The organism is Pseudomonas panipatensis, assembly GCF_900099785.1.
Lineage (GTDB): Bacteria > Pseudomonadota > Gammaproteobacteria > Pseudomonadales > Pseudomonadaceae > Pseudomonas > Pseudomonas panipatensis.
Genome location: NZ_FNDS01000007.1, coordinates 158,689 through 173,652 on the forward strand (window position 1 = coordinate 158,689; position 14,964 = coordinate 173,652).

Genomic DNA, 14,964 nt, shown 5'->3' on the forward strand with positions numbered 1-14,964 from the left:
TCAGACCCCCCGCTCGACGGGTTGCGCCGACCACAGGGCCGGCGCGCTGACGCAGTAGCTGCGCGGCAGCAGCACGTCATCCACGGCCTTGAACATCAGCGCGGTTTCATAGGCGACCACGGCGGGCTGGTCGCCTTCGCCGATCTTGCCCAGGTACCAGCCGCTCAGAATCTGTCGCGCCAGCCACTGCTGGCGCTCGCTCCAGCGCTGCGGCGCGTCGCCCAGGTGCGCCTGCAGCTCGCCGAGGCTCTGGCCGAGGGCGCTGTCGCGCTGCGCCAGGGCCTGGTAGAGGCGCTGGCCGATGCGTGGGTCGAGGTTGCTGCGCCCGGTCAGTCGCTGCGACAGGGTCATGAAGATTGCCAGCTCGGCTTCAGCCTGCGGCGTCAGCGCGGCCCAGGCCTGGCCGGCGGGGCTGAGCAGCAGGCCACCGAGGGCGGCGCCGGCGCAGGCGACCGCCAGCAGGCGGCGGCGCGAAAGCGGAAAAGCGGGCGATGACGTGGCGGGAGCCAGGGCAACGGGGTCGGACATTGGAGCCTCTCATTCAGCAGACGAATGACGGTTCGCGAAGAACCTTGTCGCAATAACAACAAAATCACGCTTCATGCGCGTTATTGATCGCGTATAGCGGGTGAATATTGTAATTAATACTAACAAATTATCAGGTGAATGGATTCAGCCCGCCACTTTTGGTGGCCATGCCGGGCTCCCTGTCGGCAGGGGTGGCGACGGAACAGCCCGCCCCTTAGTATTGCGGCATCTCCAGATTCTGCAGCGCGAAAGGTTCGTCCGGCGCCGCTCCGGCGCGCTTGGCGGGCCTCTCTACGACAAGGTTTTCGATGAAACAGTACCTCGACCTCATGCGCCTGGTGCGCGACCAGGGCACGTTCAAGAGCGATCGCACCGGCACCGGCACCTACAGCGTGTTCGGCCACCAGATGCGCTTCGACCTGGCCCAGGGCTTCCCCCTGGTGACCACCAAGAAGTGCCACCTGAAATCGATCATTCACGAGCTGCTGTGGTTCCTCAAAGGCTCGACCAACATTGCCTACCTGAAGGAAAACGGCGTCTCCATCTGGGACGAGTGGGCCGACGAGAACGGCGACCTCGGCCCGGTCTACGGCTACCAGTGGCGCTCCTGGCCGGCGCCGGACGGCCGCCACATCGACCAGATCGCCAACCTGATGACGATGCTCAAGCACAACCCGGACTCGCGCCGGCTGATCGTCTCCGCCTGGAACCCGGCGCTGATCGACCAGATGGCCCTGCCGCCGTGCCACGCGCTGTTCCAGTTCTACGTCGCCGACGGCAAGCTCAGCTGCCAGCTCTACCAGCGTTCGGCCGACATCTTCCTCGGCGTGCCCTTCAACATCGCCAGCTACGCCCTGTTGACCCTGATGGTCGCCCAGGTCGCCGGCCTGCAACCGGGCGAGTTCATCTGGACCGGCGGCGACTGCCACCTGTACGCCAACCACCTGGAACAGACCGACCTGCAACTGAGCCGCCAGCCGCTGCCGCTGCCGACCATGAAGCTCAACCCCGCGGTGAAGGACCTGTTCGACTTCCGCTTCGAGGACTTCGAACTGCTCGGCTACCAGTCCCACCCGCACATCAAGGCGCCCGTGGCGGTCTGACCGCCCGCGCCAGGGCCGCCCACGCGGCCCCAGCCCGCCGCCCGGCAAACGCGGCGGGCCATCGACTTTCCGCAGTACAACGATAAGAAACGGGGAATGTCATGCAACCTTTCAGCTTTGCCACCACCGCGCAGCTGCTCTGCGAAAGCGCCTCCGCCGCCCGCCTGGGCGAACTCTGCCGCGAACGCGGCGCCAGCCGGGTGCTGATCGTCACCGATCCGGGGATCACCCGCCTGAACCTGCTCGACGGCGTGCTGCCGGGCTTCGCCCGTGCCGGCGTGGCCGTGCAGGTGTTCGACCAGGTGCTCGCCGACCCACCGGAAGCGGTGGTCCTGGACGCCGCCGGCCAGGCCCGCGCCATGGCCGCGCAACTGATCGTCGGCTTCGGCGGCGGCAGCTCCATGGACGTCGCCAAGCTGGTCGCCCTGCTGGCCCATCCGCAGGCCGCCCAGGGCCTGGCCGAACTCTTCGGCGTGGGCAACGCGCGCGGCCCGCGCCTGCCATTGATCCAGGTGCCGACCACCGCCGGCACCGGCTCGGAAGTCACCCCGATCGCCATCGTCACCACCGGCGAAACCCGCAAGCTGGGCGTGGTCAGCCCGCTCCTGCTGCCCGACCTGGCGCTGCTCGACGCCGACCTCACCCTCGGCCTGCCGGCGGCGGTCAGCGCCGCCACCGGCATCGACGCCATGGTCCACGCCATCGAGGCCTACACCAGCAAGCTGAAAAAGAACCCACTGTCCGACCTGCTCGCCCGCGAAGCCCTGCGCCTGCTCGCCGCCAACCTCGACCGGGTGGTGCACAACGGCGCCGACCGCGAGGCGCGCCAGGCCATGCTGCTCGGCGCCTGCCTGGCCGGCCAGGCTTTCGCCAACGCGCCGGTGGCAGCGGTGCACGCCCTGGCCTACCCGCTGGGCGGGCACTTCCACATTCCCCACGGCCTGAGCAACGCCCTGGTGCTGCCGCACGTGGCGCGCTTCAACGCCGCGGCGGCGAGCGCGCTCTACGCCGAACTGGCGCCGCTGCTGCTCGGCGAGCGCCTGCGCGGCGGCGACAGCGCCAGCCTCGCGGCGCAGTTCATCGACGAGCTGGCGCAGCTCAGCCCGCGCTGCGGCCTGCCCACGCGCCTGCGCGATGTCGGGGTGGCGCAAGCCATGCTGCCGCGCCTGGCCGCCGATGCCCTGCAGCAGCAGCGCCTGCTGGTGAATAACCCGCGCGAGGTCAGCGAGGCCGATGCCCTGGCGATCTACCGCGCCGCCTACTGAGAGAACCGATGAGCCAACAGCACCCGAGCCGCGCCGATTACCGGCACTTCCAGCCGATCACAACGCGCTGGCACGACAACGACCTCTACGGACACGTCAACAACGTCACCTACTACGGCTTCTTCGACACCGCGGTGAACACCTACCTGATCGAGCGCGGCGGCCTGGATATCCACGACGGCCGCGTGGTCGGCTTCGTCGTCAGCTCCAGTTGCGACTACTTCGCCCCGGTGGCCTTCCCCGAGCGCATCGAGGTTGGCCTGCGGGTCGGCAAGCTGGGCACCAGCTCGGTGCAGTACGAACTGGCGGTGTTCCGCCAGGGCGAGTCGCTGGCCTGCGCCGCCGGGCGCTTCGTGCACGTCTTCGTCGAGCGCGAGAGCGGCCGCCCGGTGGCCATCCCGGATGGCCTGCGCGCGGCCATGCAGGCGTTGCTGGTGGCCGAGCCGGCCTGATCGGGCAGCCCCTGTTCACACCGAACAGGGGCGCGGGCTCAGTGCGCGGGGCCCGGCGGCTCCAGGCGCGCGACGCGCGGCAAGTCCTCGTAAGGCAGCCACAGCCGGCCATGCCACTGCAGCACGCCCAACTGCCGGTCGCCCCAGCTCAGCACGCGCTGGCGCGGTTGCGGCAGATGCTCGCGGTGCTGGTCGCGCAGGCAGGGCACCACCTGCTGGGTGATCCACTGGCGGATGCAGCGGTTCTCCGGGTGGTAGTAGTGGATCAGCGTGGCGTAGACGCCGGACTCGCTGAGCAGCAGGACCTTCTCGTAGTCGCCGTTGGCGCCGCGAACCCAGGCCTGCTGGCGTTGATCGTCGTCGAGGTTGTGCTGCACGCGGGTTTCGATGGGATGGTTCATCAGCCGGCCGAGGTCGCGGGCGACGAACCAGGCCTGGTCGTCGAGAAGAAAGGCGCGCAACTGGCGGCGATGGCGGATGAAAAAGGTGGGGATAAGGATGGCGTCATCCATGCCGTGCCTCCTTGGCGAGGCGTGCGCAGCCGGACGAACGGGGCGTGGTCTGGTGCATAGTGGATTCCCAAGTGAATTGTTCATGGCGCCCCCTGTTCAGAGGGGCGGTCGGGTACTTGAACACCGCACTTGGACGGCCCGCAGCTTTTCCCTTTCGGGTCTTGTATGACTGCGCGCTACCCGACCATAGCTGAGCTACGGACTTGCAAAAAAGCCGCTTGTTCTTCGGTAGCGGCAGACCGCCAAGTGGGTGTGTTCAGCACCGTCGGCAAAGGTACTGATTCCCCTTCGGCGCTGTTAGCTCACCTGGATCGCATTTGGATGATACGGAAATTTCCCACAGAAAATGGGCGCTATTTCGGCGGGCGTGGGCAGTCGTCCGGTGTAGGCGAGTGGCGGGGCGCGCCTCGATCGGTATCGCTTCGCTCAACCCATCCTACGAGGCCGTGTCCCACCGCATCACCGGGCTGCATCACATCGCAGCGTGCCGTATCCCACCGCGCCGTAGGTTGGCGTTGAGCGAAGCGATACCCAACACCCTGGGCGATGTCGGTCGGCACCGGGCCAGGCGAGACCTGGCAGCGCGCGGGCGGCCATTGCCCGGTGCGCCGCCCGGAAACGAAAAGGCCCGCCAATGGCGGGCCTTTTCACGGCTGACGAATCAGTCGTCGTGCTTGTGCTTCTTGTGCTTGTGGCCGCTGCCGCTGTCGCTCGCCATCGAGCTGCCCACTGCGCCACCCGCTGCGCCGCCCAGGCCGGCACCGATGGCCGCGCCGGTGGAGCCACCGACCTTGTTGCCGATGATCGAGCCGCCGGCTGCACCCAGGCCGCCGCCGATGGCTGCTTCGGTCTTCTTGCCTTTCTTCGCGGTTGCCGCGCTACCGGCCGCACCGCCGACGCCGGCGCCGATGGCCGCGCCAGTGCTGCCGCCCAGAGCGCCGCCGACCACGTTGCCGAGGGCGCCGCCGAGGCCGCCGCCGACCGCGGCGTTGGTGTTGTCACCGGCAAAAGCGAATTGCGAGCCCAGCAGGGCCAGCGCCAGAACCGAAAGAGTCTTACGCATGATGGAACCTTGAATGAGGAGGGTGAAGAGCGTTGATTGTCCTGCACGCAAAACAGCCGAACAAGCATGTCCGGCTGTTTTAAGCCACCGCTCAGACCGCGATCCGCGGCGCGCGCGTGGTTAATCCGAGGACTCAGTCGTCGTCGTGGTGGTGGCGATGGTGCTTGTACCAGCCACGGTGACGGCCGTTGTCGTGCCAGTCATCGTCACGGTCGTAACGGGCATGGCGGTAGCCGCGGCCGCGATCGTTGTAGTCGTCGTCGCGGTTGCTGTCGGCGTAATGGTTGCCCAGCGCGCCACCGGCGCCGCCACCCAGGGCTGCGCCGACCAGGCCGCCGGTGCTGCCGCCGACCTTGTTGCCGATGATGTTGCCGCCCGCTGCACCCAGGCCGCCGCCGATGGCTGCCTCGGTCTTGTTGCCGCGACGTGCGCCCACGGCGCCGCCTGCCGCGCCGCCAACGCCGGCGCCAATGGCTGCGCCAGTGCTGCCGCCGACCGCCTGGCCGACTACCGTGCCCAATACCCCGCCAAGGGCGCCGCCGACGCCGGCGTTGGTGTCGCCGTCGGCGAAGGCCGAGCCGCCAGCCAGTGCCAGGGAGAGCAGGAGCATAGAGGAGTACTTCATCGAGAGGTTCTCGCTGTGGTTATGTTGGCGGCGATGCTGCTGATGTACGAATGCTCTTACAAGCCTCTGCCGACGAGTGACGTGACTTTCATCAAATATTGCAAGTAATTGATTTAGGCGCAGAACTATTCCGATCTTGCTGAGTCTGAGCGTGATTCCGAGGGGTTGAAATGTGCGTTCGCAGCGCCGGAAATGCCATTGCAATGATGGCGATTTCAGCAACCGGCCCGGCGCGTTTTTCAGCGCGCGGCCACCGCTCGGACTCCCCCTGTTTCCTTTCCGACAACACTCCGCTCCGGCCGCAAAAGGGCCGAGAGCCGTTTGCCCGTGGATGGCGAATCGAGGGGCTGCGTCGCCGCACGGCGCCCTGCGTGGCAAGGCACCGTGCCGGTGCCGCGATCAGAGGATGCGGTTGCTCGCGCGCGCCGCTTCCAGGCGTACCGCGACGAACTTCGAGGTCGGCGTGTAGCTGCCCACGCCGTGGCTTTCCAGCGGCACCAGCGGGTTGGTTTCCGGGTAGTAGGCGGCCGCCTGGCCCGGCGGGATGTCGAAGGCCAGCAGGGTGAAGCCGCTGACCCGGCGCTCCACGCCATCGTTCCAGAGTGACACCAGGTCGATCTTCTGCCCCGGCTCGAAGCCCAGACGGCGGATGTCCGCTGCGTTGGCGAAGACCACCTCGCGTTGCCCGCGCACGCCGCGATAGCGGTCGTCCAGACCGTAGATGGTGGTGTTGTACTGGTCGTGGGAGCGCAGCGTCTGCAGGATCAGGTCGGGGCGCTGGCCGCTGCGCCGCACCTGCTCGGGGATCAGCTCGCGGGGCAGCGCGCAGGCGTTGAAGTTGGCCTTGCCGCTGGCGGTGTTCCAGCGCCGCTCGGCGGCCGCGTTGCCGAGGTGGAAGCCGCCGGGGTGCTGGACGCGCCGGTTGAAGTCGGCGAAGCCGGGAATGGTCTCGGCGATCAGTTCGCGGATGCGCGCGTAGTCGGCGATCAGGGCGTCCCAGTCGACCGGGCGCTGGCCCAGGGTGGCCTTGGCGATGCCGGCGATGATCGCCGGTTCCGAGCGCATCTGCCGGGACAGCGGTTCGAGCTGGCCGCGCGAGGCGTGGATCATGCTGAAGGAGTCTTCCACGGTAACCGCCTGCGGACCGCTGGCCTGGCGGTCGATGTCGGTGCGGCCGAGGCACGGCAGGATCAGTGCGTCGCCGCCGGTGGTCAGGTGGCTGCGGTTGAGCTTGGTGCTGATCTGCACGGTGAGCCGGCAGTTTTGCAGCGCGCGGTGGGTGCGCGGGCTGTCCGGGGTGGCTTGGGCGAAGTTGCCGCCCAGGCCGATGAAGACCTTGGCGCGGCCTTCGAGCATGGCGTTGATGGCTTCGACGGTGTTGTGCCCGTCGTGGCGCGGCACGCGGAAGGCGAAGCGCCGTTCCAGGGCGTCGAGCAGCGCCGCCGGCGGCCGGTCGTTGATGCCCATGGTGCGGTCGCCCTGCACGTTGCTGTGGCCGCGCACCGGGCAGAGGCCGGCGCCAGGGCGGCCGACGTTGCCGCGCAGCAGTTGCAGGTTGACGATTTCCTGGATGGTCGGCACCGAGTGGTGGTGCTGGGTGATGCCCATGGCCCAGCAGGCGATGACCCGTTCGGCGCGGCGGTACATTTGCGCGGCCGTCTCGATCTCGTCCAGGCGCAGGCCGGATTGCGCTTCGATGTGCTCCCAGGGGGTGGCGTCCAGCTCGGCCAGGTAGGCCTCGATGCCGTCGCAGTGCTCGGCGATGAAGGCGTGGTCGAACACCGCCGGCTCGCCCTTGGCCTGGGCCTCGCGCTCCCACTGCAGGAGGAACTTGGCCATGCCGCGCACGGCGGCCATGTCGCCGCCCAGGGCCGGGCGGAAGAATGCGGTGTTCAGCGGCTCGGAACCGTTGGTGAGCATTTCCAGGGCGTGCTGCGGATGCTGGAAGCGTTCCAGGCCGCGTTCTTTCAGCGGATTGAAGGCGACCACCTGGGCGCCGCGCTTCACCGCCTCGCGCAGCGGTTCGAGCATGCGCGGGTGGTTGGTGCCGGGGTTCTGGCCGAAGACGAAGATGGCGTCGGCGTGCTCGAAGTCGGCGAAGGTCACGCTGCCCTTGCCGACCCCGACGCTCTGCCCGAGGGCCACGCCGCTGGCTTCGTGGCACATGTTCGAGCAGTCCGGGAAGTTGTTGGTGCCGAAGGCGCGGACGAACAGTTGGTAGAGGTAGGCGGCCTCGTTGCTGGCGCGCCCGGAGGTGTAGAACTCGGCCTGGTCGGGGCTGTCGAGGCTGCGCAGGTGCCTGGCCACCAGCTCGAAGGCGTCGTCCCAGGCGATCGGCAGGTAGCGGTCGCTGGTGCGGTCGTAGCGCATCGGTTCGGTCAGGCGGCCCTGGTACTCCAGCCAGTAGTCGCTTTGCTCGCGCAGCGCGCTGACGCTGTGGCGGGCGAAGAAGGCGGCATCGACGCGGCGCTTGGTGGCTTCCCAGTTGACCGCCTTGGCGCCGTTTTCGCAGAACTTCACCCGGCCGTCTTCCGGCGAGTCGCCCCAGGCGCAACCGGGGCAGTCGAAGCCGCCGTTCTGGTTGGTCTTGAGCAGTGCGCGCAGGTTCTTGAACGGCTGCTTGCTGTCGAGCCAGAAGCGCGTGACGCTGGCCAGCGCGCCCCAGCCGGCGGCGGCCCCTTTGTAGGGTTGGTAGCGGGGATTGACGGTTTGCAGGCTCATTGCAGTCTCGGTGTTCGCGATCAGTGGGCGGGCGGCGCCGGGCTGTAGACCCGCGGCGCGCTGTGGTGGGGCAGGTGGATCAGGTTCAGGTTGTGCCGGCGCGCCCATTGCACGGTGAGCGCGGTGGGCGCGGAGAGGCTGACCAGGGTGGCGAGGCCGGCGCGCACCGCCTTGTGGATCAGCTCCAGGCTGCAGCGGCTGGTGACCACGGCAAAGCCGGCGCGGCCGTCCAGGCGTTGCTGCGCAAGCGCGCCGATCAGCTTGTCCAGGGCGTTGTGCCGGCCGATGTCCTCGCGGCACAGGCGGATAGCGCCGCTGTCGTCGACAAAGAGCGCGGCGTGCAGCGCGCCGCTGCGTTGCCCCAGGCGCTGGGCCTGGTCGATGCGCTGGCGCAGGCCCTGCAGGTGTTCGGCCGGCGGCAGCGGGCTGGCGGTCAGCGGTGTCAGCGCGGGCAGCGCCTGTTCCAGCGCTTCCACGCCGCACAGGCCGCAGCCGCTGGTGCCGGCCAGTTGCCGGCGTTGCTGCTTGAGCGCCCAGAAGGCGCGGCTGCTGATCTGCACCTCGGCGCTGACGGCGTCAGCGAGGCGGTTCAGGCGGATGTCATAGATTTCGTCGATGGCCTCCACCAATCCGTTGCTCAGGCTGAAGCCACGGACGAAGTCGTCCAGGTCGTCGGGGGAGACCATCATCACCGCCTGGCTGAGGCCGTTGTAGGCGATCGCCAGGGCGACTTCCTCGGCCAGCGGGGCGTGCCCGGCGGCGGCTTCGGCGGTGAGTTCGACATAGGCGTAGGCACCGTCGGCAGCGACGGCGGCCCGGGCATCGGCGGACGCCGGGCGGGCAGGCAAGCGAGGCATGGGCTGGGCCCTGTTTTCGTGTAATGCAGCCAGCCTAGGCGCGCCCGCCGGGGGCGTCTAATCGGTAGTTCCGATGCTGTGATCGACGCCGTCTATCGCAGAAGCAGGCCAGCCTCCTCGAAGCAGGCTTCGGCCAGCGCCGAGCGGGGCGCCGAGCGGCGCAGGATCAGGCCCAGCGGCGCCAGGGTGCGGGCGTCTTCGATGGGCAGCAGGCGCAGGTGGCTGCCATGGGCATCGAGGCCGCTGCCCAGGGGCATGATGGCGCAGCACAGGCCGCGCTCCACGGCTTGCAGCAATTGGTGCACGGCGTCGGTTTCGAGCTTCGGCTGCGGTGTCAGGCCGTGGCTGCGGAAACCGTGGTCGATGGATTGGCGGAAGTGCATGCCCGCCGACATCAGGCCCAGGGGCAGGCTGGCCAGGGTTTGCCAGCTCAGGCGTTCGCCGTCGATCTGGAAATGCCGCTGGTCGTAGAGCAGGCCCATGCGGGTCTCGGCCAGCTCCAGGCCCTGGAAATGCGCCGGGTCGAGGCGGTCGAGGTAGGACAGGCCGAGGTCCAGCTGGTTGCGCCCGAGGCCTTCGAGTATCTGTTCCGAACTCAGCGCGAAGAGCTGGAAGCGCAGCTCCGGATGGCGCTCGGCGAAGAGTCCGACCAGGCGCATGGGGTCGAAGCCGGCCAGAGGAACCACGCCCAGGCGCAGGGTGCCGACCAGTTGCCCACGGCAGGCGGCGGCTTCGGCGTAGAGTCCGTCATGGGCGGCGAGCAGGGTGCGCGCCCAGGCCAGCACGCGCTCGCCGGCCTCGGTGAAGCCTTCGAAGCGCTGGCCCCGGCGTACCAGTTCCAGGCCCAGTTCCTCTTCCAGCCCGCGCAGGCGCATGGACAGGGTCGGCTGGGTGACATGGCAGCGCGCGGCGGCCTGGCCGAAGTGCCGGGTATCGTCGAGGGCGCAGAGAAATTTCAGTTGCTTGATGTCCATACGCGGCTCCGGCCGGCCTGTGCGTTGCATTTAATCCTGGCCCACGAGTGCCTCAGACCTTTCCTTCAGCGGGACTCAATAGACTCGGGCGGTCGGTCGTCATGGGAACGGCCATTCACTCTGAACCTCGAGGAGAGGCGCAATGGGCATTCTGTCATTCGTGAAGGAAGCGGGCGAGAAACTCTGGGAGAGCCTGGTGGGCCAGGAGGCGCAGGCCGCCGACTCGCTGCAGGCGCATGTGGCCGAGGTCGGCCTGGGCAACCCTAACATCCAGGTCAGCGTCGAGGGCGACAAGGTGCTGGTCAGCGGCGAGGTGGCCAGCCAGGAGGAGAAGGAAAAGATTCTGCTGGCGCTGGGCAACGTCGCCGGCGTGGCCGCTGTCGATGACCGTATCAGCGTGGCTCAGGCGGCGCCCGAGGCACGTTTCGTCACGGTGAAGAAGGGCGACACGCTGAGCGCCATCGCCAAGGCCGAGTACGGCAATGCCAACGCCTACCTGAAGATCTTCGAGGCCAACAAGCCGATGCTCGGCCACCCGGACAAGATCTATCCGGGGCAGGTGCTGCGCATTCCGCAATAAGGGCGCGCGGCCGTCACCCGCAGGTCGGCTGGCGCCTGCGATACCCCTGTGCGTCGATGGGTATCGCTTCGCTGCAGCCGTCCTACGGCCGCAGTCCGTCGATCAGCGTCCGGTAGTCGTCCACCGCGCTGAACTCTTCGGTGTCCTTGGGCCCTCGGCGGCTGTCCGGCTCGCGCACCGCCAGCAGGTGCGCGATGCCGTAGGCGCGGGCGCTGCGCAGGATCGGCAGGCTGTCGTCGATGAACAGGCTGCGCGCCGGGTCGAAGCCGAAGTCGGCTTGCAGGGCGTCCCAGAACTGCGGGTCTTCCTTGGGGAAGCCGTAGTCGTGGGAGCTGATCAGGCGGTCGAAGTAGGGCGCCAGTTCGACCCGCTCCAGCTTCAGCGACAGCGAATCGCGATGGGCGTTGGTGATCAGCGCCACGCGCTTGCCCTGATCGCGCAGGGCGGCGAGGAAGCGGTCGGCGTCCGGGCGCAGGGCGATCAGGTGGGCGACCTCGCGCTTGAGTTCGCGGATCGGCAGCTTGAGTTCGCGGCTCCAGAAGTCCAGGCAGTACCAGGTGAGCTGTCCGGCGTGGTCGTGGAACAGCGGCTGCAACTCGGCGTCGGCCAGCTCGCGGCGGATGCCGTGGTGTTCGGCATAGCGCTGGGGCAGGTGTTCCAGCCAGAAATGGTTGTCGAAATGCAGGTCGAGGAGGGTGCCGTCCATGTCCAGCAGGACGGTGTCGATCTCGCTCCAGTTCAGGCGTGGCATGGGTTGCTCGGTGGCGGGGCGGCGGCGCGCGGCGATGGCGTTGGCCGCCGTTGCACGCGCCGACACGGATTATCGGTAAAGGCGGGTTATCATAGCCGACCCGGCCATGCCCAGGAGTCGTCCCATGCGTCAAAAACCCACGGTGCTCGCCCGCGAGATAGTCGCCAAGAGCCGCCTGTTCGCAGTCGAAGAACTGCAATTGCGCTTCGCCAATGGCGTCGAACGCACCTATGAGCGCCTGGTGGGCAAGGGCCAGGGCTACGGCGCGGTGATGGTGGTGGCGCTGCTCGATGCCGAGCACGCGGTGCTGGTGGAGGAATACTGCGCCGGCGTCGACGAGTATCAGCTGTCGCTGCCCAAGGGCCTGGTCGAGCCCGGCGAGGATGTCCTGGCCGCGGCCAACCGCGAGCTGAAGGAAGAGGCCGGTTTCGGCGCCGGGCGTCTGGAGTACATCACCGAACTGTCGCTGTCGCCCGGCTACATGAGCCAGCGCATCCAGGTGGTGCTGGCGCGCGACCTGTATCCGGAAAGCCTGCCGGGCGACGAGCCGGAGCCGCTGCGGGTCGACCGCATCAGCCTGCGCGAACTGTCCAGCCTGGCGCAAAACGCGCAATTCAGCGAAGGCCGCGCCCTGGCCGCGCTGTACCTGGTGCGTGACCTGCTGACCCAGCGCGGAGAGTTCCAACCATGATGCATACCCTGCTGCCGCAGGTGGTCGAGCTGGTGCAGCGCGCCGGCGCGGTGATCCTGCCATTCTGGCGCAACGAACTGGCGGTGAACGAGAAGGCCGATGCCTCGCCGGTGACCGCCGCCGATCTCGCCGCCCACCGTGTCCTGGCCGACGGCCTGCGCGCGCTGGCGCCGGAGATTCCGGTGCTGTCCGAGGAAGATTGCGCCATCGACCTGGCGACCCGCCTGGGCTGGCAGCGCTGGTGGCTGGTGGACCCGCTGGACGGGACCAAGGAGTTCATTGCCGGCAGCGACGAGTTCACCGTCAACGTCGCCCTGATCGAACAGGGCCGGGTGCTTTTCGGTGTGGTCGGCATTCCGGCCAATGGTCGCTGCTATTACGGCGGCGCCGGAGTGGGGGCCTGGCGCGCCGAGCGCGATGGCGCGGCGCAGCCGATCGGCGTGCGTGTGGCGCCGGACGAAGCCTTTACCGTGGTCGCCAGCAAGCGCCACTCCAGCCCGGCCCAGGAGCGCCTGCTGGCTGGCCTGTCCGAGCGTTTCGGCGACCTGTCGCTGGCCAATATCGGCAGCTCGCTGAAGTTCTGCCTGCTCGCCGAAGGCTCGGCCGACTGCTATCCGCGCCTGGCGCCGACCTCGCAGTGGGATACCGCGGCGGCCCAGGGCGTGCTGGAAGGCGCCGGCGGCGAAGTGCTCGACCTCAAGGGCGAGGCCTTCACCTACGAACCCCGCGAAAGCTACCTGAACACCTCCTTCCTGGCCTTGCCGAAGAGCGCCGAGTGGCGCGATGAGCTGATCCAGCTGGCGCGTGCGCTGGACTAGCCGCCGCTCGGACGGGTTGAGCGCGGATACCTCTCACCTTTGGCCCGATGGGCGTCGCTAGCGACCTCCCATCCTGCGATTCGAAAGCCTATTCATGCCCGAATTACCTGAAGTCGAAACGACCCGCCGGGGCATCGCCCCCTACCTCGAAGGCCAGCGCGTCAGCCGCGTGATCGTCCGCGATCGACGGCTGCGCTGGCCGATTCCCGAAGACCTCGATGTGCGCCTGTCCGGCCAGCGCTTCGTCAAGGTCGAGCGGCGCGCCAAGTACCTGCTGCTGGAGGCCGAAGCGGGCACCCTGATCTGCCACCTGGGCATGTCCGGCAGCCTGCGCCTGGTGCAATCCGGCCTGGCGCCGGCCAAGCATGAGCATGTGGATATCGAGTTGGAGTCCGGGCTGGCCTTGCGCTACACCGATCCGCGGCGCTTCGGCGCGCTGCTCTGGAGCCAGGCGCCACTGGAGCACGAGCTGCTGCGTCACCTCGGGCCGGAGCCGCTCACCGAGGCCTTCGAGGGTGAGCGCCTGTATCAGTTGTCGCGTGGCCGCAGCATGGCGGTGAAACCCTTCATCATGGACAACGCGGTGGTGGTCGGGGTCGGCAACATCTACGCCAGCGAGGCGCTGTTCGCCGCCGGCATCGACCCGCGCCGCGAGGCCGGGACGATTTCACGGGCGCGCTATGTGCGCCTGGCCGAGGAGATCAAACGCATCCTCGGCATGGCCATCGAGCGCGGTGGCACCACCCTGCGCGACTTCGTCGGCGGCGATGGCCAGCCCGGCTACTTCCAGCAGGAGCTGTTCGTCTACGGCCGCGGCGGCGAGTTCTGCAAGGTCTGCGGCAGCACCCTGCGCGACGTGCGCCTCGGCCAGCGCGCCAGCGTCTATTGCCCGCGCTGCCAACGCTGACGCGCCGTCGCGGTCGTCCTGGGCGGACCTGACGAAGGCCGCCCGCTGCTTCGCTGTTCCACCACCAATGAAAGGCCGCCGCCGAGCGGCCCGTACAACAAAGGTGTTTCGATGTCCGGCAATTACCTGCCTCGCAATCCCTTCGCCGAGTGGCTCGGCCACGCCCTGCTCAAGGCCGCCGGCTGGCGCATCGAGGGCCGGCTGCCGGCGCTCGACAAGTTCGTGGTGATAGGCGCGCACCACACGTCCAACTGGGATTTCGTGCTCTTTCTCGCGGCCAAGTTCGTGCTGCGCCTGAATGCCCGCTGGTTCGGCAAGCACACGATTTTCCGCTGGCCTTTCGGCGCGCTGCTGCGGCGCTGGGGCGGCATTCCGATCCAGCGCCACCGCAAGCTGAATACCGTGGACCAGGCGGTGCAGGCGTTCCGCGACAACCGCGAAATGATCCTGATCCTCTCCCCGGAGGGCACGCGCAAGAAGGTCGAGCGCTGGAAGATGGGCTTCTACCATATCGCCTGCGGCGCCGGCGTTCCCGTGGTGCTGGCGGCCCTGGATTACCGCGATCGGCGCATTGTCATCGGCGAACCGTTCTGGCCGAGCGGCGATGAAGCGGGCGACCTGCAACAGATGCTGGCGTTCTATCGGCCGTACGTGCCGAAAAAGCCCGAGTGCGCCTTCCTCGGCGGTTGATGGCTGTCACGCTGACAAGTGGTAGAGCGCTGATATAGTTAATGGCAGTCTGCCCGCCAATTCCTACAAAAGGACTTATGCCATGAACCTGTTTCGCTCCCTGGCCGTTGCGCTGGCCCTTAGCTGTGGGCTGTCGGCCATGCCCGTAATGGCGGAATCCAGTGACAACGCCGCCAGTAACGATCCCATTTACTCGGTCCAGTCGCCGCCCTTCTACAAAATGATGGGTGACCTGCTGATCGCTCGCCCGCTGCTGATCGGCGCCACCGTGATCGGTACCGCCGCCTTCGTCGTCAGCCTGCCGTTCACCGCCCTGGGCGGCAACGTCAAGGAAGCGGGCCAGGCGCTGGTGGTGGACCCTGGCAAGGCGGCCTTCGTGCGTTGCCTGGGCTGCTCCGAGAGTGGCTACAAGCAGGATTGATGGCGC

At 68.0% G+C, this 14,964-nt stretch carries 17 protein-coding genes; 9 read left to right on the forward strand and 8 right to left on the reverse strand.

Annotated features, from left to right (window positions below; genetic code table 11):
• Nucleotides 1-528 carry a sugar dehydrogenase complex small subunit gene (locus BLQ74_RS17205; RefSeq protein ID WP_090264360.1) on the reverse strand — a complete coding sequence of 176 codons (528 nt, stop codon included), beginning with the start codon at nt 526-528 and terminating at the stop codon, nt 1-3.
• Between the two features lie 308 nt (nt 529-836).
• On the opposite strand from BLQ74_RS17205, the gene BLQ74_RS17210 reads away from it, so the two are divergent.
• The 3 genes from BLQ74_RS17210 (at nt 837) to BLQ74_RS17220 (ending at nt 3,348) form a co-directional block, all read left to right on the forward strand.
• The gene (locus tag BLQ74_RS17210; RefSeq protein ID WP_090264362.1) at nt 837-1,631 is read left to right on the forward strand and encodes a thymidylate synthase; all 795 of its coding nucleotides are present in this window, start codon (nt 837-839) and stop codon (nt 1,629-1,631) included.
• Between the two features lie 101 nt (nt 1,632-1,732).
• Nucleotides 1,733-2,896, forward strand: a complete 1,164-nt coding sequence (locus tag BLQ74_RS17215) for an iron-containing alcohol dehydrogenase (RefSeq protein ID WP_090264364.1) — start codon at nt 1,733-1,735, stop codon at nt 2,894-2,896.
• Between the two features lie 8 nt (nt 2,897-2,904).
• Nucleotides 2,905-3,348: an acyl-CoA thioesterase gene (locus tag BLQ74_RS17220; RefSeq protein ID WP_090264366.1), complete on the forward strand. Its 444-nt coding sequence runs from the start codon at nt 2,905-2,907 to the stop codon at nt 3,346-3,348.
• A 38-nt stretch (nt 3,349-3,386) separates the two neighbouring features.
• Here the strand turns inward: BLQ74_RS17220 and BLQ74_RS17225 are convergent, their stop codons facing one another.
• From BLQ74_RS17225 to BLQ74_RS17250, 6 genes are all read right to left on the reverse strand, one after another.
• The gene (locus tag BLQ74_RS17225; RefSeq protein WP_090264368.1) at nt 3,387-3,860 is read right to left on the reverse strand and encodes a BRO-N domain-containing protein; all 474 of its coding nucleotides are present in this window, start codon (nt 3,858-3,860) and stop codon (nt 3,387-3,389) included.
• Between the two features lie 661 nt (nt 3,861-4,521).
• Nucleotides 4,522-4,923 carry a YMGG-like glycine zipper-containing protein gene (locus BLQ74_RS17230; RefSeq protein ID WP_090264372.1) on the reverse strand — a complete coding sequence of 134 codons (402 nt, stop codon included), beginning with the start codon at nt 4,921-4,923 and terminating at the stop codon, nt 4,522-4,524.
• A 133-nt stretch (nt 4,924-5,056) separates the two neighbouring features.
• Nucleotides 5,057-5,548 carry a hypothetical protein gene (locus tag BLQ74_RS17235; protein ID WP_090264374.1) on the reverse strand — a complete coding sequence of 164 codons (492 nt, stop codon included), beginning with the start codon at nt 5,546-5,548 and terminating at the stop codon, nt 5,057-5,059.
• Between the two features lie 399 nt (nt 5,549-5,947).
• Nucleotides 5,948-8,269, reverse strand: coding sequence for an FdhF/YdeP family oxidoreductase (locus BLQ74_RS17240; protein ID WP_090264376.1), 2,322 nt, complete (start codon nt 8,267-8,269; stop codon nt 5,948-5,950).
• A 20-nt stretch (nt 8,270-8,289) separates the two neighbouring features.
• On the reverse strand, nt 8,290-9,126 hold the full coding sequence (fdhD, locus tag BLQ74_RS17245; protein WP_090264377.1) for a formate dehydrogenase accessory sulfurtransferase FdhD: 837 nt from the start codon (nt 9,124-9,126) through the stop codon (nt 8,290-8,292).
• A 92-nt stretch (nt 9,127-9,218) separates the two neighbouring features.
• Nucleotides 9,219-10,100: a LysR substrate-binding domain-containing protein gene (locus BLQ74_RS17250; protein WP_090264379.1), complete on the reverse strand. Its 882-nt coding sequence runs from the start codon at nt 10,098-10,100 to the stop codon at nt 9,219-9,221.
• A 142-nt stretch (nt 10,101-10,242) separates the two neighbouring features.
• Between BLQ74_RS17250 and lysM the strand changes: the two genes are divergently transcribed.
• Nucleotides 10,243-10,680 (forward strand): peptidoglycan-binding protein LysM, encoded by a 438-nt coding sequence (lysM, locus tag BLQ74_RS17255; protein ID WP_090264382.1) that lies wholly within the window; start codon nt 10,243-10,245, stop codon nt 10,678-10,680.
• An 82-nt stretch (nt 10,681-10,762) separates the two neighbouring features.
• Here the strand turns inward: lysM and yrfG are convergent, their stop codons facing one another.
• Nucleotides 10,763-11,431: a GMP/IMP nucleotidase gene (gene yrfG, locus BLQ74_RS17260; RefSeq protein WP_090264384.1), complete on the reverse strand. Its 669-nt coding sequence runs from the start codon at nt 11,429-11,431 to the stop codon at nt 10,763-10,765.
• A 124-nt stretch (nt 11,432-11,555) separates the two neighbouring features.
• Between yrfG and nudE the strand changes: the two genes are divergently transcribed.
• From nudE to BLQ74_RS17285, 5 genes are all read left to right on the forward strand, one after another.
• Nucleotides 11,556-12,122 carry an ADP compounds hydrolase NudE gene (gene nudE / locus BLQ74_RS17265; protein WP_090264386.1) on the forward strand — a complete coding sequence of 189 codons (567 nt, stop codon included), beginning with the start codon at nt 11,556-11,558 and terminating at the stop codon, nt 12,120-12,122.
• Nucleotides 12,119-12,940, forward strand: coding sequence for a 3'(2'),5'-bisphosphate nucleotidase CysQ (gene cysQ / locus BLQ74_RS17270; RefSeq protein WP_090264388.1), 822 nt, complete (start codon nt 12,119-12,121; stop codon nt 12,938-12,940). Before nudE ends, cysQ begins: the two co-directional genes overlap by 4 nt.
• Before the next feature lie 94 nt (nt 12,941-13,034).
• Nucleotides 13,035-13,847, forward strand: coding sequence for a bifunctional DNA-formamidopyrimidine glycosylase/DNA-(apurinic or apyrimidinic site) lyase (mutM, locus tag BLQ74_RS17275; RefSeq protein WP_090264390.1), 813 nt, complete (start codon nt 13,035-13,037; stop codon nt 13,845-13,847).
• A 111-nt stretch (nt 13,848-13,958) separates the two neighbouring features.
• Nucleotides 13,959-14,537 (forward strand): lysophospholipid acyltransferase family protein, encoded by a 579-nt coding sequence (locus tag BLQ74_RS17280; RefSeq protein WP_090264392.1) that lies wholly within the window; start codon nt 13,959-13,961, stop codon nt 14,535-14,537.
• Between the two features lie 82 nt (nt 14,538-14,619).
• On the forward strand, nt 14,620-14,958 hold the full coding sequence (locus BLQ74_RS17285; protein ID WP_090264394.1) for a multidrug transporter: 339 nt from the start codon (nt 14,620-14,622) through the stop codon (nt 14,956-14,958).
• Nucleotides 14,959-14,964: the final 6 nt, after the last annotated feature.